This is a genomic window from Pseudomonas lalkuanensis, assembly GCF_008807375.1.
GTDB lineage: Bacteria > Pseudomonadota > Gammaproteobacteria > Pseudomonadales > Pseudomonadaceae > Metapseudomonas > Metapseudomonas lalkuanensis.
In genome coordinates this window covers 4,676,923-4,696,125 of sequence record NZ_CP043311.1, presented here as the reverse complement: position 1 = coordinate 4,696,125, position 19,203 = coordinate 4,676,923, and the positions used below count along the sequence as shown (strand labels likewise).

Here is a 19,203-nt window from a genome sequence, read left to right as displayed (position 1 = left end):
GTCATCAGCAGGAAGGTTCAGATGAGCGAAAGCGTCACCCACTCCGCCGCCCAGCATGAGGGGCATTCGACCACCGGGTTTGGACTTCTTGTAGCTGCAGCCGGGGTGGTCTACGGCGATATCGGCACCAGCCCGCTGTACACCCTGAAGGAGGTCTTCTCCCCCCAGTACGGCGTCCAGGTCAACCACGACGGGGTACTGGGGGTGTTGTCGCTGATCTTCTGGTCGCTGATCTGGGTGGTGTCGATCAAGTACATGCTGTTCGTGTTGCGTGCCGACAACGAAGGCGAAGGCGGCGCAATGGCGCTGACCGCACTGGCCCAGCGCGCCTCCAGGTCCTACCCGAAGCTGAAGTCGGCGGTCGTGCTACTGGGCCTGTTCGGTACGGCACTGTTCTACGGCGACAGCATGATCACCCCGGCGATTTCGGTGCTTTCCGCTATCGAAGGCCTGGACCTGGCGGTCGATGGCATCAGTCACTGGGTGGTGCCGTTGTCGCTGATCGTGTTGGTGGGGTTGTTCCTGATCCAGAAGCACGGCACGGCGCGCATCGGCATTCTCTTCGGGCCGATCATGGTGCTCTGGTTCAGCGTACTCGGTGCCCTGGGGATCTACGGCATCGTCCAGCAGCCGGAGGTGCTGAAAGCGATGAATCCCTGGTGGTGCGTGCACTTCTTCATTTCCCATCCGACCGTGGGTGTGGTCATCCTCGGGGCGGTGGTGCTGGCACTGACCGGTGCCGAGGCGCTCTACGCCGACATGGGCCACTTCGGCCGCAAACCCATCGCCCGCGCCTGGTTCTTCCTGGTGCTGCCGGGGCTGGTGCTGAACTACTTCGGCCAGGGCGGGGCCATCCTTGCCGACTCCGCTGCTGCGCGAAATCCCTTCTACCTACTCTCGCCGGGGTGGGCGTTGCTGCCCATGGTGCTGCTGGCCACCCTGGCCACGGTGATCGCGTCCCAGGCAGTGATTTCCGGCGCCTTCTCCCTGACCCACCAGGCGATGCAACTGGGCTATATCCCGCGCATGTTCGTCCAGCACACCTCCCAGCAGGAGCAGGGGCAGATCTACATCGGGGCGGTGAACTGGGCGCTGATGGTGGGCGTGGTGCTGCTGGTGCTGGGATTCGAGTCGTCCGGCGCGCTGGCGTCGGCCTACGGCGTGGCGGTGACCGGCACCATGCTGATCACCACCTTGCTGGTGTCGGTGGTCATGCTACTGCTGTGGAAAACGCCCTGGTGGCTGGCGCTGCCGGTGCTGCTGGGGTTTCTTTTCGTCGACAGCCTGTTCTTCGCCGCCAATGTGCCGAAGATCTTCCAGGGCGGTGCGTTCCCGGTCATCGCCGGTGCCGCGCTGTTCATCCTGATGACCACCTGGAAACGCGGAAAGCAGATAGTGGTCGATCGCCTGGACGAAACCGCGCTGCCGCTGCCGTTGTTCATCGGCAGCATCCGGTCGCAGCCGCCCCATCGGGTGCAGGGTACGGCCGTATTCCTCACCGCCCGCACTGACGCCGTGCCGCACGCGCTGTTGCACAACCTGCTGCATAACCAGGTCCTGCATGAGCAGGTGGTGTTGCTGACGGTCATCAGCGAGGACACGCCACGGGTGGCGCCGGATCGGCGTTTCGAAGTGGACGCTTACGGCGATGGGTTCTTCCGCGTGATCCTGCACTTCGGCTTCATCGAGGAGCCTGACGTGCCGGCAGCGCTGAAGCTCTGCCACCTCAACGAGCTGGACTTCAGCCCGATGAGCACCACCTACTTCCTCAGCCGCGAGACGGTGATCCCCACCAAGCGCATCGGCATGGCGCGCTGGCGCGAGGCGTTGTTCGCCTTCCTGCTGAAGAACGCCAACAGCAACCTGAAGTACTTCAACCTGCCGTTGAACCGGGTGATCGAACTGGGGACCCAAGTGGAGATCTAGGGCGGGATCGTACCGATAGGGTGCGCCGCGCGCGGCGCACCCTGCGGGGAAACGGGTATCAGCTCTTGCCCGGCAGCATCCGCACCAGGGTGTTGTCGCGGCTCACGTAGTGATGGAACAGCGCCGCCACGGCGTGCAGGCCGATCAGCCAGTAGCCGGCGGTGCCCGCCAGTTCGTGGAGTTCCTTGATCTGTCCGGCCAGTTCCTTGTTAGGGCCGATCAGCCCTGGCAGTTCCAGGCCGAAGAAGGGAACGGTCTTGCCGGCGGCGCTGAGGATCAGCCAGCCGGCCAGGGGCGTGCCGATCATCAGGGCGTAGAGCGCCAGGTGCATGAGCTTGGAGACAGCGTTCTGCCAGCTCGCCGGGGCGGGCTGAATGGTCGGGGTGGGGGAGATCATGCGGCCGATCAGGCGCAGCCAGACCAGGAAGAACACCGCCATGCCCAGCATGAAATGCCATTGCTTGAGCAGGTCGCGGGTTTCGCTGCCTTTGGGAAAGTTGCCCTTGAGTTCGATGCAGGCGTAGACGGCTGCGATCAGTACCAGCATCAGCCAGTGCAGGGCGATGGACAGGCTCCCATAGCGGGAAGGCGCGTTCTTGAGACTCATCACGGTACCTCTTTCTCGTCTTAAGGCGAAACGGTCGGGCAGGATAACCGGGTTGCCTTAAGCGAATCTGAACCTGGATCAATCCTTGGCAACGGACTCCTGGCGTTTCGCAACCGCTGCCAGCAGTTTCTCCGCCAATGCCGGGTAGTTTTCGTCGTAATGGTGTCCGCCCGGCAGTTCGAGGTTTTCCCCGACGGCGCCCGGCTGGGTGCAGCCGCTTTCGCTGACCTCTTCCTTGCCGAACACGCAAAGCACCTTGCTTGCCGGCAGCTTTTCCAGTTCCGGACCGGTGGCGGCTTCCTGGCCGGCCTTGCCGAGCCAGCCCTGTACCTCGATCTCGAAGCTGCCACTGCGGGCGAGCGCCAGCAGGAGAATGGCGTCCACCTGGTCCTGGTCGGCCTTCGGCAGCCGGTTATAGAGCGCCGGCAGCACGTCGGCGCCGAAGGAGTAGCCCGCCAGCACGAAACGCTTGGCGCCCCATTTTCCGCGGTACTCCTTCATCAGCCGGCTGAGGTCGGCGGCGCCCTGTTCGGGGCTCTTGTGCTGCCAGAAGTAACGCAGTGCGTCGATGCCCACCACCGGGTAGTCGCGCTTGGCCATCTCGTCGGCCACCGCGCGGTCCAGATCACGCCAGCCGCCATCGCCGGAATAGAACAGAGTGACGGTCCCAGTGGGCCGGGTGGCGGGTACTTCCACCACCGGCAGCGGCTCGCCCTGGTCCTGCAGCAGGCTCTGCAGGCGTTGCCGCAGCAGTTGCGTCAGGCGGGTGTCGTAGTCGCTGATCAGGGTTTCGGCATTGGGTTGATTGCGCGCGAAGGCGGCGCTTGGGTCGTCCGGATTGTCGTTCCAGGCGGCCAGCCAATGTCCGTGGGGCGCCTTTTGCGGCAGGGCGGCTGGGCAATCCGGGGTGTCCAGGCTGAAGTCGATGGACAGGGCCTGGGCGTTGTCGCTGCCTTGCCCGGCCAACCAGCGCCAGGCGAAGGAGGCCCCGGCGCCGATACCCGCCACCAGCGACGGTTCGCCTTCCAGGGTCTCGCGGGCCTGCTGCAGGCGTTCCTGTTGTGCCGCGCAGTCCGAGGCCGGGAGGTCCAGCTGTAGCAGGCGGGCATTGCTGCTGCGGGCCAGGGCCAGGAGGTCGGCGTCGGCCAGTCGCTGGTCGCCGTTGGCCATCAGCAGCACGCGGCGTTGGACGGCTCCGGCGGGGTTGGCGAGGGTCATGGGGCTGCCGTCGGAAGCCTTCAGGTGGTGCAGCTTCGCCTGGGGCGTGGGACGGCTCCAGAACAGCAGGATGGTGCCCACCAGCAGGACGATCAGGATCAGCAGCAGGTGTCGCCAGTTGCGTTTGAGCATGTGCACCTCAGCGTTTGACCAGGCCGGTGAAGCCGCCGGCGATCAGCGCGGCGGTGTCGGCCAGCGCCACCAGCGGGTCGAGGCCGGCGGGCACGGCCATGTAGCGCGGTTCCCACTCGGGCTGGAATTTCTCCTTGAAGCGGCGCAGTCCCTGGAAGTTATAGAACTGCTCGCCGCGGCGGAACACCAGTGCGCCGAGGCGTTGGGTCAGGGGGGCGCCACGACGGGGCTGCAGGCCCGCGAGAGGCACCATGCCCAGGCTGAACCGGGCATGGCCGCGTTCCTTGTAGTGCAGCAGCAGGCTGAGCATCAGGAATTCCATGGTCAGCTTCGGCGCGTGAGGATGCACACGCATCAGGTCGATGCTCGACAGCGTATTGCCTTCGGTTTCCAGCAGGTTGGCGAAGGCCACCGGCTTGCCTTCGAACTGGATGGTGGCGATGCGGAAATGCTTCAGGTAATCCGGGTCGAAGCGGCCGAGGGAGAAGCCTTTCTCCCGCGCCTGCTTGCCCTGCATCCAGGCGTCGGAAATGGCCTGCAACTGATCCAGGGGCGCGGTTCCGACTTCATGGATCTGCAGGCTGAGCCCGTCGCGCTGGCCACGGCTCAAGGTGTAACGCAGGTCCTTCATGGCCTTGTTCTTGGCGTCGAGGTCGAAGCGGGGCAGGTCGACCCGTGCTTCCTCGCCCAGCTTCAGGGCGGACAGGCCGATATCCATGTAATAGGGCAGGTTCTCGGCACGTACCTGGTAGAACACGGGCCGGGCGTGGTGATGATCGCAGAGGTCGCGGAACTGCCAGATCAGCTCGGCGCGGCGGTGGGCCGGGCCGATGGGGTCGAACAGCGCCACCAGGCTGCGGCCACGGCGGGCATACATGAGGAAGGCGTCGCCCAGGGGGTGGAAGAGCAAGGCCTTGTCGCCGGTCAGCACCAGGCCGCCATCGGGCTGGTCGGAACTGCGGATCACCTCGGCGGCACGCTGCAGTTCTTCATCGGTCGGCTCGTGGATGGTCGGCGGCACCGGGCGCAGCAACCAGGCCAGGGCGATACCGGCCAGCAGCAGACCGCTGGCCAGAGAGGCGCGCAGGGCGCGCGGCGCGTCGCCGTCCACCGCGAATTGCCACCAGAGTTCATGCTCGTAGGGAACGTCCTGAAAGGCGAAGAACATCAGCCAGAGGGCCGCGATCAGCACGCAGGCGCTGGCCGCCAGGTTGATCGGCGAGAAGGGCATCTCCAGCAGGCGGCTGGGGCGATAGAACGCCGCACGGAAAATCGCCAGCAGCACGGCGGTCACGCTCAGCAAGCTGGCTTCTTCCCAGTCGAAGCCCTTGAGCAGGGACAGACCGGCGCCGGTCAGCAGCAGCACCACGGTCAGCGCCCAGGCGGCCGACAGGCGATGGCGCAAGCCGTGGGCCAGCAGCAGGCAGAGCACTCCGACCAGGCTGGCGGCCAGGTGCGAGGCGTCGATCAGGCGATGGGGAATCAGGAAGCTCAGGTGTTCCAGGCGGGTGTCCACCGCCGGGGTGACGCCGGAGAACAGCAGCACCACGCCGGACAGGAACACCAGCAGCGACAGCACCGGCGCGGCCAGGCCGGAGGCGGCGCGCAACGCCTGGCGGCCGGCGGGGAACAGTCGCTGCGCCTCATTGGCCAGCAACAGCAGACAGGCCAGCACCAGCGGCAGGCCGACGTAGATCAGGCGGTAGAGCAGCAGGGCCGCCGCCAGGGGGGCAGCGCCCAGCTGGCCGGCGAAGGCTGCCAGCAGGACTGCTTCGAATACACCGACCCCGCCTGGAACATGGCTGAGTACGCCAGCGGCCAGTGCCAGCATGTAGACCAGCAGGAAGGCGCCGAGCGGCGGCGCGTCCGGCAGCAGTACGTAGAGCACGCAGGCGGCGGCGCAGACATCCACCACTGTGATCAGCAATTGCAGCGCCGACAGGCGCAGGCCGGGCAGGCGTACGCTGCGGTTGCCCAGGCGGATGTCGATGCAGCCGGGCACCGGCGGCTCGGGGTCGCGCTGGCGCGAGATCCAGAAGATCAGCCCGGCACCGCTCAGCAGCACACCCAGAGCCATGAAGACCACCAGGCTTTCCGGCAGGCCCAGGGCGATCGAGGCTGCGGCCGGGGCACTCAGGGCCGCCAACGCCGCCAGTGGCGGGAGCGCCGAGCCCAGGGCCAGGCTGGCGAACAAGGTGATGCGGGCGATGTCGCCGGCGCCGAGGTTATCGCGTCCGTAAAGGCGGAAACGCACGGAGCCTCCGGTGAGCATCGACAGTCCGACGGCGTTGCCCACGCCTGATGCGCAGAAGCTGCCCAGCGCCATGCGCTGCAAGGGCAGGTGCACCCCGGCGAAGCGGCAGCCGGACCATTCGTAGCCGACGTAGGCGATGAAGCTGACTGCGGTGGCACCCAGGGCCAGCAGCAGGCTGGTGCCGGGTACGTCGGCAATGGCGGAGCGCAGTGCGTCGGGGTCGAGTTCCCGCAACAGGTGCCAGCAGGCCAACAGGCCGAGGATGAACACCAGAAGGGTGAAGGCGATGACGATCCACTGCCGGTAGGCCGTGAGGCTGTCGAGCCAGCGAATCTGGGCGGATTCTTCGTTGAGTTGGCCGTTGGCCGGCTTTTCCACTGGCGGGGTGTTGGCGCGCATCGAGCACCTCTGGGCAATGTGCGCCACTGAGTGTGGGCGCCGACAGCAAGTTCCAAGTGTCTGGCAGAACTTTTTCTTCGCCGGCCTTTCGATGGTTTGGCGCGCGAAACGGCCGGGTGCACCGGCAAGTCTAGGCGAGCACGGAGTCCCGCCGCTGCGGGAAGCCAGGGGGTGTCAGGGGCGGGCGGCAATTTGCCGCGCGATGGCCCGCCGGTCAGTGCCAGACCGAACGGGTCTCCCAATCGCGGAATTGTTCGGCGGGGATCGGCTGGCTGATCTTGTAGCCCTGGGCGATGTCGCAGCCGTATTGGCCGAGCTGGTTGAAGGTCAACTGGTCTTCCACCCCTTCGGCCACTACCGTCAGGTCCAGGTTGTGGGCCAGTTCGATGATGGAGCGGACGATCTTCGCCGACCCCGGGTTGCTGGTCATGCCGCTGACGAAGGACTGGTCGATCTTCAGCGAGTCCACCGGCAGCCTCTGCAGGTAGGCCAGGGACGAATAGCCGGTACCGAAGTCGTCGATGGTCAGGTGCGCATCCAGGTCCTTGAGTGCCGAGAGGGTCTGCTGCGAGGCCACCGGATCTTCCATCAGCGCGCTTTCGGTCAGTTCGAACTCGATCCAGTGGGGTTTGGCGCCCCAGGTGGCGAAGGAGCCCCTGATGCGCTCCAGCAGCCGCGGGTCGCGCAGGTCGTGGGCGGAGAGATTGACCGAAATGGGGCGCTCATCCCCCTCTTCATGCCAGGCGTAGCGCTGGCCCAGCGCGGTATCCAGCACCCACAGGGTCAACGGGGTGATGAGGCCGGTGTTCTCGGCGAGGCGCACGAACTCGTCGGGCGGCAGCATGCCGTGCTGGGGGTGGCGCCAGCGCACCAGGGCTTCGGTGCCGCACACGCGGTTGCTGGCGATCTCTACCTTGGGCTGATAGTAGAGCAGCAGTTCGTTGCGGTCGATGGCGCGGCGCAGGTCGCCCATCAGTGTCAGGTGCTGGGCGCATTCCTGGTCGAGGCCGCCCTGGAACACCGCGAAGCCTGCGTTGGAGCGCTTGGCCTGTTCCATCGCGCTGCCGGAGCGGCGGATCAGGGCTTCCGGCGCCGTGCCGTGGCCGGGGTAGAGGGCGATGCCGATGCTGGCCCGCGCCTCCAGATAGAGACCGGAGAGTTCAACCGGGTCGTAGAGCGCCATGAGGATCTGCTTGGCCAGTTGCGAGGCGTGCTCGGCGCCGCCATTGGGCATGAGCACTGCGAATTCGCATTCGCCCATTCTCGCCACCGTGCGCTCCGCCCCCACGGCCTGTCTCAGGCGGGCGGCGATTTCGATCTGCAGGCGGTCGCCTTCGCGATAGCCGAGGGTTTCATTGATTTCCTGGTTGCGGGCGATCTCCAGGTGCAGCAGTCCGAATGGGCGCCGCTCCTGGCGGGCATTGGCGATGGCGGTATCGAGCAGTTCGTGCAGGCGCACGCGGTTGGGCAGGCCGGTCAGGGCGTCCTCATAGGCCATGCGGCGGATGGTCGCCTCGGCCTCCACGGCGCGGGCACGAGTGCGCAGGGTGGTGATGCCGAAGCCCAGGTCGTGGGCCGTGGCCAGCAGCAGTTCAACTTCCTTCTCATCGAATGCGTCGGCGCGCTCGGCCATGATCACCAGCATGCCGATGAGCGTGTCTTCCACCTGGAGGGGCAGGGCCAGCGCCGACGCGAAGCCATATTCGCGGGCTTCCTCATGGAGCGCGGCTTCCGCGTCGTTGAGCAGGTCACGCAATACCAGCGGATCGCCCGCCTGCAGGGTGGTTTCCAGCTGGCCATGGAAACTGCCGTCATGGCCGCCCGCGCCCCACCCCTGGCAGATGCCATTGGCCGCGTTGCAGGCCATCACCTTGTATGGGTGCACCGGGTCGTCCTGGCGGTAGTCGACCCAGGCTTGGCGATAACCGCATTCATCCACCAGGACCCGGCAGATTTCCGTCAGCAGCGGTATCTCGCTGGTGGCGTGGATCACCGCATGATTGACCGCCACCCGGGTGGCCAGGGCACGGTTGAGGGCTTCCACCTGCTGCTCGGCCTGCCGGCGCCGGGCCTTGATGCGCAGCGCCTGGAGGCCAAAGGCCATGTCGTCGGCGGCTTCACTGAGCAGTGCCAGCTCCCGTTCGCCGAAGGCATCCGGCTCCCTGGCGCAGATGGCCAGGGCGCCGAAGATCTCGCCGTCTACCCGCAGGGGCAGGGACAGGACCGAGGTGATGCCGTGGGTGATGGCGCTCTCCCGCCAGGGGCTGAGCCTGGGGTCTGTAAGGATGTTGCGCGTGATGGTCGGGACACCGGTGCGGATGGCGGTGCCGGTGGTGCCGCGTCCGCGCTCGCGATCGGCCCAGGTGATGTTAAGCGAGTCGACATAATCCTTATCCAGTCCCACATGGGCCAGAGGGGTCACCGACTGTGCTTCATCATGTTCGGCGCGCCCGACCCAAGCCATGCGATAGCCACCTTCCTCCACCACCACCCGGCAGATTTCCCTGAACAGGAAACACGGGTCTTCGGCGCGCAGCAGGGCTCGATTGCAACCGCTCAGCGTACGCAGCGCGCGGTTCAGGTATTCGACTTCCTCACTGGACGCGCAGTAACCGGACATGGCGAACCTCCACCAGGTGGACAGGTGCGCTTGAAGTATAGAAGTCGGGTGTTTTCCGGATGGGGGGCTGACGAGCAGCCTTGACGGACGGGGGAAGGAGTTGGAAACGAAAAAGGCCACTCCGAAGAGTGGCCTTTTTGGAAACTGGTTGCGGGAGCTGGATTTGAACCAACGACCTTCGGGTTATGAGCCCGACGAGCTACCAGACTGCTCCATCCCGCGGCGGCAATTCTACAGTTCTGTGCAGGGCTGTCAAACGATTTCTTTCATTTAAATCAAATACTTATTTCGACCCAAACGAAAAAGGCCACTCCGAAGAGTGGCCTTTTGGAAAACTGGTTGCGGGAGCTGGATTTGAACCAACGACCTTCGGGTTATGAGCCCGACGAGCTACCAGACTGCTCCATCCCGCGGCGGCAATTCTACAGTTCTGCGAGGGGCTGTCAAACGGTTTCGCAGAAAAATTCTTTTTCCCTCAAATATTTAGCAATCGGGTGAGCTGTCGGGGCGCCGCTCAGTCGTGCGCTAGAGCGGCTGGAGAGGGCTCGGGCTGCGCTATCATCGCCTGCTATCCGAACCGCCCTCGCACCACCGACCACCATGCCGCAACGAAAGATCATCCACATTGACTGCGACTGCTTCTACGCCGCTATCGAGATGCGCGACGACCCGTCGCTGGCGGGTAGACCCCTGGCGGTTGGCGGCTCGCCGGACAAGCGTGGGGTCGTGGCGACGTGCAACTACGATGCTCGCGCCTACGGTGTGCGCTCGGCGATGCCGATGCGCACGGCGGTCAAGCTTTGTCCGGACCTGACCATCGTTCGCCCGCGCATGGACGTGTACAAGGCGGTGTCGCGGCAGATCCATCAGATATTCCGCGACTACACCGAGATCATCGAGCCGCTGTCCCTGGATGAGGCCTACCTGGACGTTTCCGACAGCCCGCATTTCAACGGCAGCGCCACGCGCATCGCCCAGGAGATTCGCCGGCGCGTCGCCTCCGAATTGCATATCACGGTGTCTGCCGGGGTGGCACCGAACAAGTTCATCGCCAAGATCGCCAGCGACTGGCGCAAGCCTGACGGGATGTTCGTGGTCACGCCGGACCAGGTGGATGAGTTCGTCGCCGCACTGCCGGTGAGCAAGCTGCATGGCGTGGGCAAGGTGACGGCGGAGAAGATGGCGCGCCTCGGCATACGCACCTGCGCCGACCTGCGCGACTGGAACAAGCTGGCGCTGGCGCGGGAGTTCGGCAGCTTCGGCGAGCGGCTCTATAACCTGGCCCGTGGCCAGGATGACCGCATCGTGCAGGTGGACAGCCGGCGGCAGTCCATCAGCGTGGAAAACACCTACGACCAGGACTTGCCTAACCTCGATGCCTGCCTGGAACAGCTGCCGGTGCTGCTGGATGAGCTGCGTGGGCGCATGGCGCGGCTGGACAGCAGCTACAAGCCGGACAAACCCTTCGTGAAGCTGAAGTTCCACGACTTCACCCAGACCACCCTGGAACAGGCCGGTGCCCGCCGCGACCTGGACAGTTACCGACAGTTGCTCAGCGCGGCGTTCGCCCGTGGCGACAAGCCGGTGCGGCTGATCGGGGTGGGGGTGCGTTTGCAGGACCTGCGTGGCGCAATCGAGCAGCTCAGCCTCTTCTAAGGCTCGACCTGCTTTTCTGCAGGAGCGAATTCATTCGCGAAGGGCTGCGGAGCGGCCCGTGGGTTCATTTCGCGAATGAATTCGCTCCCACAACCAGTAGAAGGCGGACTGTTTCAGCCTTCCACCGGCCACAGCCGGATCGCCTTGCCCTCGGCCGGCCACAGTCGGAGCTGGTCGATTGGGGAAATGTCCCAGCGCTGCACCTTGCCCAGGGTGTCGAGGAAGCGTTGTTCCTGTTCCATCAGCGCGGGCGCGCACATCTTGCGAGTGCTGCCGGCAGCGCCGAAGGTCAGCTTGTCGCCTTCCATCGTGTAGGAGGCGAACCAGTGATTGCAGCCGGCGTTGCCATAGGCGCGGTTGTCGTCGCCCAGGGTGATGGTCAGGTGACTGTTGTCGATCAGCGGGCGCTCGCCGATCCATTCCACCTGGTAGGTCGTGCCGGTTTCCAGTTGCGGACGATCGCTGGCGCAGCCGGCGATGGCGGCGGCCAGAACGGCCAGCAGCAGGGTGTTCCGGGTCATTGGGTGTCCTCCTGACGACAGTTCGGGCAGTAATGCTTGCCTGCGTGGTTGCACCAGCCCAGTTCCGCGATGCGCGCCTCGGCGGCCGGTGCCTGGGCCTGTTTGCCGAGGCCGCTGTCGACGGCGAATTCGAAGTCCAGGCGCTTGCCGCAGGCGTCGCAATCGACGTGCCAGTTGTGGATGGCGAGTTCCTTGAAGGCCGGGCCCTTGGCCACCGCCAGCCACTGGCCGGGCGGGTTGATCAGGTGGCGCACCTTGTCCACGGTCAGACGCATGCTGAGGTCGCGACTGCCCTTGAGGGTCACCAGCAGGGTGTCGCCGGCCTGGATCGAGCCGCCGGTGCCCGTGACCTGGTAGAGGCCCGGGGAGAGGGCGCGGCATTCGTTCAGGGTGTGGGCGGGGTTGAGCAGGTTGTAGCGAAAATCGTGTTCGGCCATAGGTCCTCCGGCTGGGGCACGCATCCTAACATGGCCTAGGCGTCTACCTGATTGCACGGTCGCCCGGCGGCCCAGGCGGCGATGTTGTCCAGGGTGGTGCGGGCGATGGCGGCAAGGGCCTCGCGGGTGAGGAAGGCCTGGTGGGCGGTGATGATCACATTCGGAAAGGTCAGTAGCCTGGCGAGTACGTCGTCCTGCAGAGGCAGGTCGGAGCGGTCTTCGAAGAACAGGTTGGCTTCCTCTTCATAGACATCCAGGCCCAGGTAGCCGAGCTGGCCGGATTTGAGCGCGTCGATCGACGCGGGCGTATCCACCAGGGCGCCACGCCCGGTGTTGATCAGCATGGCGCCGGGCTTCATCCGCTCCAGGCTCTGGGCATTGATCAGATGGCGGGTGGCTTCGTTGAGCGGGCAGTGCAGGCTGATGATGTCGCTGTCGGCCAGCAGTTCCGGCAGCTCGACATAGACCGCGCCCAGCGCTTCGACGCTGGGGTTGCGCTGTGGATCGAAGGCCAGCAAGCCACAGCCGAAGCCAGCCATGATGCGGGCGAAGGTCGCGCCGATCTGTCCGGTACCAACCACCCCGACGGTCTTGCCCACCAGGTCGAAACCGGTGAGGCCGTGGAGGGTGAAGTCGCCTTCGCGAGTGCGGTTGTAGGCGCGGTGCAGGCGGCGGTTCAGGGCCAGTATCAGGGCCACCGCGTGTTCGGCCACCGCGTGGGGCGAGTAGGCGGGAACCCGCACCACGGTCAGGCCCAGGCGCTTGGCGGCTGCCAGATCCACATGGTTGTAGCCGGCCGAGCGCAGGGCGATCAATCGGGTTCCGCCGTTGGCCAGACGCTCCAGCACCGGGGCGGACAGGTCGTCATTGATGAAGGCGCAAACCACGTCGAAGCCATTGGCCAGGGCGGTGGTATCGAGGGTCAGGCGGGCCTGCTGGAAGTGCAGCTCGAAGGTGGGACTGGCGCCGAGGAAGCTCTCGCGGTCATAGGCCTGGCTGCTGAACAGTATGGTGCGCATGGGTTCTCCTTGATTGTTCAGCAGCATAGCTGGCGTCTGGCCACTTCACGTTGTCCCGGATCAGGCCTCCATCCGCGCCACTTCGGCCAGGCGGCTGATCGCCGCATCCAGTTCTTCCAGGGCCTGCGAGGCGCCCGGGTCGTTCTGCTTGAGCAGGGTTTCACTGCGCTGGCAGGCGGCGCGCAGTTGCGGAACGCCGCAGTAGCGGGTGGCGCCGTGCAGGCGGTGGACCCGTTCCAGCAGGGTGCTTCGATCGCCGCTGCGGGCGGCAAGCTGGATGGCTTCGCGGTCGGCGTCGAGGGAGGCCAGCAGCATGGACAGCATGTCGGCGGCGAGGTCAGCCTTGCCGGCTGCCAGGCGCAGCCCTTCTTCGGGGTCCAGCACTTCCAGGCCGTTGTCGTCCCGGTTTTCCCGCCCCGTTCCCTGGCGTTGCACCGGCTGGCCACCGAGGCTGAGACCGGTCCACTTGAGGACCACCTGGGTCAACTGGCGTTCGCCAATGGGCTTGGTCAGGTAATCGTCCATGCCGCCCTGGAGCAGGGCGCGCTTCTCGTTCGCCAGGGCGTGGGCGGTGAGGGCGACGATGGGGACCGGGTCGATGCGCTGCTCGTTCTCCCAGCGGCGTATCGCCTCGGTGGCCTGGGTGCCGTCCATGCCGGGCATCTGCACGTCCATCAGCACCAGGTCGAAGCGCTCCCGCTGCACCGCTTCGATGGCGTCGAAGCCGCTGTCCACGGCACGCACCTCGGCGCCCATGTCGGTAAGCAGGGTCTGCACCAGCAGCAGGTTGGCCGGGTTGTCGTCGACGCAGAGCAGGCGCGGCGCGCGGCTGCTTTGTGTCTGCGGCGGATCGATACGGATTGGGCGTGGACTGATCAGCCCGCCCAGCGCCTGCTGCAGCTTGCGCGTGCAGGCCGGCTTGGCCTGAAGCTGGCTGTGGGCCTCCGGCAGGGCACGGTGGTAAAGGGCCTGCTCGGTGGTGGGACAGAGCACCAGGCTCTTGCAGCCCAGCTGCTCCAGCTCCCAGACCCTTTGGCTGAGCTGTTCCGGTGAGAGCGCCTGGACGTCCGCACCTATCACTGCGAGACCGATGGGACGGTTGCCGAGGCGGTGTGCGGCGACTTCGTCCACCAGGGTGCCGATGCTGGGAAAGTCGAGCACTTCCAGGCCACTGTCTTCCAGCTGGTGGCGCAGGGCCTGGCGCGTCAGCTCCTGGGGTTCGAGCACCGCCACGCGCCGGCCTTCCAGGTAGGGCTGCGCGCTGTCTTCGATCTCGTCCAGGGATTTCGGCAGGCTGAGAGTGATCCAGAATTCCGAGCCGACTCCTGGCGTGCTGCTGACGCCGATCTCTCCGCCCATCTGTTCGATCAGACGCTTGGAGATCACCAGCCCGAGGCCGGTTCCGCCGGCCTGGCGGGAGAGGGAGTTGTCGGCTTGGGTGAAGGCCTGGAACAGTGCGCGCAGGTCGCCGTCGGTCAGGCCGATGCCGGTGTCCTGCACGCTGATGCGCAGCTGCGCCAGTTCGTCGTCGCTGTCGTCCTCGAGCATGGCTCGCACGGCGATGGTGCCTTCGCGGGTGAACTTGATGGCGTTGCTCACCAGGTTGGTCAGTACCTGCTTGAGGCGCATCGGGTCGCCCATGAGCTGCAGCGGGGTGTCGCGGTAGACCAGGCTGACCAGCTCCAGGCGCTTCTCGTGGGCCGCCGGGGCGAGGATGGTGAGGGTGTCCTGGATCAGGTCGCGGAGGTTGAAGGGAATGCTTTCCAGCACCAGCTTGCCGGCCTCGATCTTTGAGAAGTCGAGCACCTCGTTGATGATGCCGAGCAGGCTGTCGGCGGACTTCTCGATGGTGTTCAGGTAATCCTGCTGGCGTGTGGTCAGGTCGCTTTTCTTCAGCAGGTTGGTGAAGCCGAGGATGCCATTGAGCGGGGTGCGGATCTCATGGCTCATGTTGGCGAGGAATTCGGACTTGATGCGGCTGGCCTCCAGGGCCTCCTTGCGCGCCAGGTCCAGTTCGATGTTCTGGATTTCGATGGTTTCGAGATTCTGGCGCACGTCCTCGGTGGCCTGGTCGATGTTGTGCTGCAACTCTTCCTGGGCGGTCTGCAGGGCTTCGGCCATGCGATTGATGCCCGATGCCAGCTCGTCCAGTTCATGGCTGCCCAGCGGGGGCAGGCGGGTTTCCAGGCGGCCTTCCTTGAGCAACGCCACGCCCTGCTTGATGCGCCGCAGGGGATCGTTGATCGCCCGGCTCATGCGAAGGGCCAGCAGCGCCGTGACGCCCAGGCCGGTGGCGATCAGCAGCAGGCTGGCCAACAGGCTGCGGTAACCGCGCAACAGGGTGCCCTGGTGGGACATCTCCAGCTCCACCCAGCCCAGCAGGTCGTCATTGGGCAGCTTCGCTTTGTCGCCGGAAAGCACCCGGTGGCGTTCGAACACCGGTTGCAGGAAGCGGGTGGCTTCGGTGTTGCTCTTCAGCGCCAGGTTATTGCCCTCGCCATCGGGGCTTTCATTGAGCATGCGTGGCCCTGCGTGGGCGAGGCGCCGGTGGTCGGCGCCGATGAAGCTCACCGCGCGCACGTCGGCCTGGTCCAGGGCGTGGTCGGCGATGCGCTCCAGCAGCACCGCGTCGCCGCGGATCAGGGCGGGGGCGGCGAGTGGCGCCAGGTGCTCGGCGATCATCTGGCCGCGCTGCAGCAACTGAGCCTGCATATCGGCTTGTTGTACCCAGGTGAAATAGCCACCCAGTACCAGTGCCAGCAGGCTGGTGGGCAGAAGCGTCAGCATGAGCACGCGGCCCTTGATGCCCAGATCCTTGTACACGCCAGTCCTCCCCATGCGTTTTCCGCGCAGTGTAGCGGCTCATTGGGTGGGAATCTTCCGGCAGATCTGTCGAAACTCGTACTCGACAATCCTTTTCATTTACCGGTGGTTTCCATGCTGGCCACTTCTCAGGCTCCCTTGCGCGTCCTTGCCGTCGAGGACGAGCCATTGCTGGCGGTCCAACTGCATGAGCACCTTCAGGGCGGCGGTTCTGACGTCGCGCTGCGCCAGCAAGGCGAAGAAGGCCAGGGACTGTTCCGTTAGGAAGACTTCGATCTGATTCTCATGGACATTCTGTCGCCTTGGCAGCCCCGGCCGGGGGGGCTGACCCGCTTGTACAGGAGGTGCGCTGGTTACACCTCGGCCCAGCGGCGAAGCAGGTTGTGATAGTTGCCGGTGAGCCGGACCAGTGCAGGGTGGTCCGCTACGTCGCGTGCCAGGCTCTGGATCGATTGGTCCATTTCGAACAGCAGGGCGCGCTGACTGTCTTCGCGGATCATGCTCTGGATCCAGAAGAAGGACGCCAGGCGCGCGCCTCGGGTGACCGGTTCCACCTGGTGAAGGCTACTGGCGGGGTAGACCACCAAGTCGCCGGCGGCCAGTTTCACGCGATGCTCGCCGTAGGTGTCCTGGATTACCAGGTCGCCGCCGTCGTAGGACTCCGGTTCGCTGAAGAACAGGGTGGCGGAGACATCGGTGCGCACCTGCTCGGGGCTGCCCTTGATGGCGCGCACGGCATTGTCGATGTGGTAACCGAATGCGCCGCCACCGCTGTAGCGGTTGAACAGGGGCGGATAGACCTTGTTCGGTAGCACTGCTGAGACGAACAGCGGGTTGTTCCACAGGCGTTGCAGCATGGCGGTACTGATTTCGCGGGCCAGCGGGTCGCCTTCCGCCAGTTGCTGGTTGTTCTTGGCCTTGGCCGACTGGTAGCCGGCGGTGACCTTGCCATCGACCCATTCGGCCTGCTCCAGGGCTTCGCGGATTCGCGTTGCCTCGTCCGTCGTGAAGATGCCGGGAATGTGCAGGAGCATGGCGGTCTACCGGGATTGGGTGGGGTGGAGGAGAATAGTATTCATTTCCATTGGCGCTGTACATCCGCAGGGGCCGGGCGGGTTTCCGGAATCGTGGTGGCTTCATTCCGATCCGCAGGATTCGGACCTCCCCAGGGCCGATTGGCGCGCAAATTCATTTCCGCTACATGGTTATAGCTGCACGCCATAAGCGGAAACGCTTGCGCCATATGGTGTTGCGCGGTTTGCCGCTATCATATGCACCCCCTGCGTCTGGATTGCGAAACCCGCCATGACTCTGCAGTACCCCACAATCGCCGATTGCATCGGCCACACCCCGCTGGTGCGTTTGCAGCGCCTGGCCGGCGAAACCAGCAACACCCTCCTGGTCAAGCTCGAAGGCAACAATCCTGCCGGTTCGGTCAAGGATCGCCCGGCCCTGTCGATGATCACCCGCGCCGAACTGCGCGGTGACATCAAGCCCGGTGACACCCTGATCGAGGCCACTTCCGGCAACACCGGCATCGCCCTGGCCATGGCTGCGGCCATCAAGGGCTACAAGATGATGCTGATCATGCCGGACAACATGAGCGCCGAGCGCAAGGCCGCCATGACCGCCTACGGCGCCGAGCTGATCCTGGTAAGCCGCGAAGAAGGCATGGAAGGCGCCCGCGACCTGGCCGAAAGCCTGCAGCGCGGTGGCCGTGGCAAGGTGCTGGACCAGTTCGCCAACGGCGACAATCCCGAAGCCCACTACGTGGGCACCGGCCCGGAAATCTGGCAGCAGACCCAGGGCACCATCACCCATTTCGTCAGCTCCATGGGCACCACCGGCACCATCATGGGGGTGTCGCGCTACCTCAAGGAGCAGAACCCGGCTATCCAGATCGTCGGCCTGCAACCGCAGGAAGGCTCGGCCATTCCCGGCATCCGCCGCTGGCCCCAGGAATACCTGCCGAAAATCTACCAGGCCGAGCGCGTCGACCGCGTGGTCGACATGGCCCAGATCGAAGCCGAGGAAACCATGCGTCGCCTGGCCCGCGAAGAAGGCATCTTCTGCGGCGTTTCCTCCGGTGGTGCGGTCGCGGCCATGCTGCGCCTGTCCCGCGAAGTGGAAAACGCCGTGATGGTCGCGATCATCTGCGACCGTGGCGACCGTTATCTCTCCACCGGTATCTACGAAGACCCCAATGTCCCGGCGTAATACAGGCCTGCGCTTCCAGCCCAGCGGTGGAGCGCGGACTCCGCAAGTTCCCGTGGGCAAGAAGCAGCGGCTGGTCATCGAGCGCCTGGCCAACGACGGGCGCGGCATTGCCTTCATCGAAGGACGCACCTGGTTCGTTGCCGGTGCGCTGCCCGAGGAAGAGGTTGAAGCTCGTGTCCTTGCCGCTCGCAGCCAGGTGGTTGAGGCCCGTGCCGAGCGCGTGCTGAGTGCCAGCCCGATACGCCTGGTGCCGCCTTGCGCCCATGCCGGCCAGTGCGGCGGCTGCACCCTGCAGCACCTGCCCCATGACGAGCAGCTTGCCCTGAAACAGCGCACCCTGGCCGAACAGCTGGCGCGCGTCGCCGACGTTCAGCCGCAGGAATGGGTGGCCCCACTGGTGGGGGCTGATTTCGGTTATCGGCGGCGTGCCCGCATCGCTGTGCGCTGGGACGTCAAGGCGCGTCAGCTGGACGTCGGCTTTCGCGCGGCTTCCAGCCAGGCGATAGTCGGGATCAAGGATTGCCAGGTGCTGGTACAGCCCTTGCAGCCATTGATGCGCGCACTGCCCGGGTTGCTCAGGGGCCTGGACAAGCCCCAGGCGGTCGGACATGTGGAGTTGTTCCACGGCACCGCTTCGGCGTTGCTGCTGCGTCACACGCAGCCGCTGGGCGAGGCCGACCTGCAGCGCCTGCGCGAGTTCTGTGCGGCGCACCAGGCGCAGCTCTGGCTGCATGGCGAAGGCGAGCCCCATCCGGATCAGCCGGGCGCGCGCCTCGGCTTTCGCCTGGAACAGTGGAACCTGGAGCTTGAATATCGCCCCGGCGACTTCGTCCAGGTGAATGAGGCGGTCAACGAGGCGATGGTGGCGCAGGCGCTAGACTGGATGAATCCGCAGCCGGGCGAGCGTGTGCTGGATCTGTTCTGTGGGCTCGGCAACTTCGCCCTGCCGCTGGCGCGCCAGGTGCGCGAGGTGGTGGCGGTGGAAGGCGTCGAGGCCATGGTGCAACGGGCGCGCGGCAATGCCGCCGCCAATCGCCTGGATAATGTGCACTTCTTCCAGGCCGACCTGTCGAACCCCCTGGCCGATGCGCCCTGGGCCCGGCAGGGCTTCGATGCCGTCTTGCTCGATCCGCCGCGTGATGGCGCATTCGAAGCCGTTCGGCAGATTGCTGCAACCGGTGCAAAACGAGTGGTCTATGTATCCTGCAACCCGGCGACCCTGGCGCGTGACAGTGCCGAACTGGTCAAGCAGGGATACCAGCTGAAGAAGGCCGGGATTCTCGACATGTTTCCTCAGACGGCCCATGTCGAGGCCATGGCGTTATTCGAGGCGGGCTAGGAAGCCCGCGTAATCCGACCGGCACGACAGAGGCT

Annotated in this window: 14 protein-coding genes and 2 tRNA genes; 5 read left to right on the top strand and 11 right to left on the bottom strand. The window is 65.4% G+C overall.

Going from position 1 to position 19,203, the window contains the following annotated elements:
- The first annotated feature begins 21 nt into the window (after nt 1-21).
- A complete protein-coding gene (locus tag FXN65_RS21680; RefSeq protein WP_151136277.1) occupies nt 22-1,926 on the top strand; it encodes a potassium transporter Kup in 1,905 nt (634 codons plus the stop codon).
- A gap of 58 nt (nt 1,927-1,984) precedes the next feature.
- Here FXN65_RS21680 and FXN65_RS21675 read toward each other — a convergent pair whose 3' ends face one another.
- The 6 genes from FXN65_RS21675 to FXN65_RS21650 form a co-directional block, all read right to left on the bottom strand.
- On the bottom strand, nt 1,985-2,533 hold the full coding sequence (locus FXN65_RS21675; protein WP_151136275.1) for a cytochrome b: 549 nt from the start codon (nt 2,531-2,533) through the stop codon (nt 1,985-1,987).
- Nucleotides 2,534-2,611: 78 nt separating this feature from the next.
- Entirely contained in the window at nt 2,612-3,883 is a 1,272-nt protein-coding gene (locus tag FXN65_RS21670; protein ID WP_151136273.1) for a virulence factor family protein, read from the bottom strand.
- 7 nt (nt 3,884-3,890) lie between these two features.
- On the bottom strand, nt 3,891-6,536 hold the full coding sequence (mprF, locus tag FXN65_RS21665; protein ID WP_151136271.1) for a bifunctional lysylphosphatidylglycerol flippase/synthetase MprF: 2,646 nt from the start codon (nt 6,534-6,536) through the stop codon (nt 3,891-3,893).
- 214 nt (nt 6,537-6,750) lie between these two features.
- On the bottom strand, nt 6,751-9,156 hold the full coding sequence (locus FXN65_RS21660) for a bifunctional diguanylate cyclase/phosphodiesterase (RefSeq protein WP_151136269.1): 2,406 nt from the start codon (nt 9,154-9,156) through the stop codon (nt 6,751-6,753).
- Between the two features lie 145 nt (nt 9,157-9,301).
- A tRNA-Met gene (locus tag FXN65_RS21655) sits at nt 9,302-9,378 on the bottom strand.
- Between the two features lie 114 nt (nt 9,379-9,492).
- Nucleotides 9,493-9,569, bottom strand: a tRNA-Met gene (locus tag FXN65_RS21650).
- A gap of 187 nt (nt 9,570-9,756) precedes the next feature.
- Here FXN65_RS21650 and dinB point away from each other — a divergent pair.
- The gene (gene dinB, locus FXN65_RS21645; RefSeq protein ID WP_151136267.1) at nt 9,757-10,812 is read left to right on the top strand and encodes a DNA polymerase IV; all 1,056 of its coding nucleotides are present in this window, start codon (nt 9,757-9,759) and stop codon (nt 10,810-10,812) included.
- Between the two features lie 113 nt (nt 10,813-10,925).
- On the opposite strand, the gene FXN65_RS21640 is transcribed toward dinB, so the two are convergent.
- Genes FXN65_RS21640 through FXN65_RS21625 form a run of 4 tightly spaced genes read right to left on the bottom strand, consistent with a single transcriptional unit; the run spans nt 10,926 to nt 15,612 of the window.
- Nucleotides 10,926-11,333: an META domain-containing protein gene (locus FXN65_RS21640; protein ID WP_151136265.1), complete on the bottom strand. Its 408-nt coding sequence runs from the start codon at nt 11,331-11,333 to the stop codon at nt 10,926-10,928.
- On the bottom strand, nt 11,330-11,770 hold the full coding sequence (locus FXN65_RS21635) for a hypothetical protein (RefSeq protein ID WP_151136263.1): 441 nt from the start codon (nt 11,768-11,770) through the stop codon (nt 11,330-11,332). Before FXN65_RS21635 ends, FXN65_RS21640 begins: the two co-directional genes overlap by 4 nt.
- A gap of 35 nt (nt 11,771-11,805) precedes the next feature.
- Nucleotides 11,806-12,789, bottom strand: a complete 984-nt coding sequence (locus FXN65_RS21630) for a 2-hydroxyacid dehydrogenase (RefSeq protein WP_151136262.1) — start codon at nt 12,787-12,789, stop codon at nt 11,806-11,808.
- A gap of 60 nt (nt 12,790-12,849) precedes the next feature.
- A complete protein-coding gene (locus FXN65_RS21625; RefSeq protein WP_151136260.1) occupies nt 12,850-15,612 on the bottom strand; it encodes a response regulator in 2,763 nt (920 codons plus the stop codon).
- Between the two features lie 114 nt (nt 15,613-15,726).
- Here FXN65_RS21625 and FXN65_RS28035 point away from each other — a divergent pair, with 114 nt between their 5' ends.
- Nucleotides 15,727-15,876: a hypothetical protein gene (locus FXN65_RS28035; protein ID WP_178119377.1), complete on the top strand. Its 150-nt coding sequence runs from the start codon at nt 15,727-15,729 to the stop codon at nt 15,874-15,876.
- 89 nt (nt 15,877-15,965) lie between these two features.
- On the opposite strand, the gene FXN65_RS21620 is transcribed toward FXN65_RS28035, so the two are convergent.
- The gene (locus FXN65_RS21620; RefSeq protein WP_151136258.1) at nt 15,966-16,646 is read right to left on the bottom strand and encodes a Fe2+-dependent dioxygenase; all 681 of its coding nucleotides are present in this window, start codon (nt 16,644-16,646) and stop codon (nt 15,966-15,968) included.
- Nucleotides 16,647-16,917: 271 nt separating this feature from the next.
- Here FXN65_RS21620 and cysM point away from each other — a divergent pair, with 271 nt between their 5' ends.
- Nucleotides 16,918-17,829: a cysteine synthase CysM gene (cysM, locus tag FXN65_RS21615; protein ID WP_151136256.1), complete on the top strand. Its 912-nt coding sequence runs from the start codon at nt 16,918-16,920 to the stop codon at nt 17,827-17,829.
- Nucleotides 17,816-19,168: a 23S rRNA (uracil(1939)-C(5))-methyltransferase RlmD gene (gene rlmD, locus FXN65_RS21610; protein WP_151136254.1), complete on the top strand. Its 1,353-nt coding sequence runs from the start codon at nt 17,816-17,818 to the stop codon at nt 19,166-19,168. The genes cysM and rlmD overlap by 14 nt, the downstream gene beginning before the upstream one ends.
- The last annotated feature ends 35 nt before the right edge of the window (nt 19,169-19,203 follow it).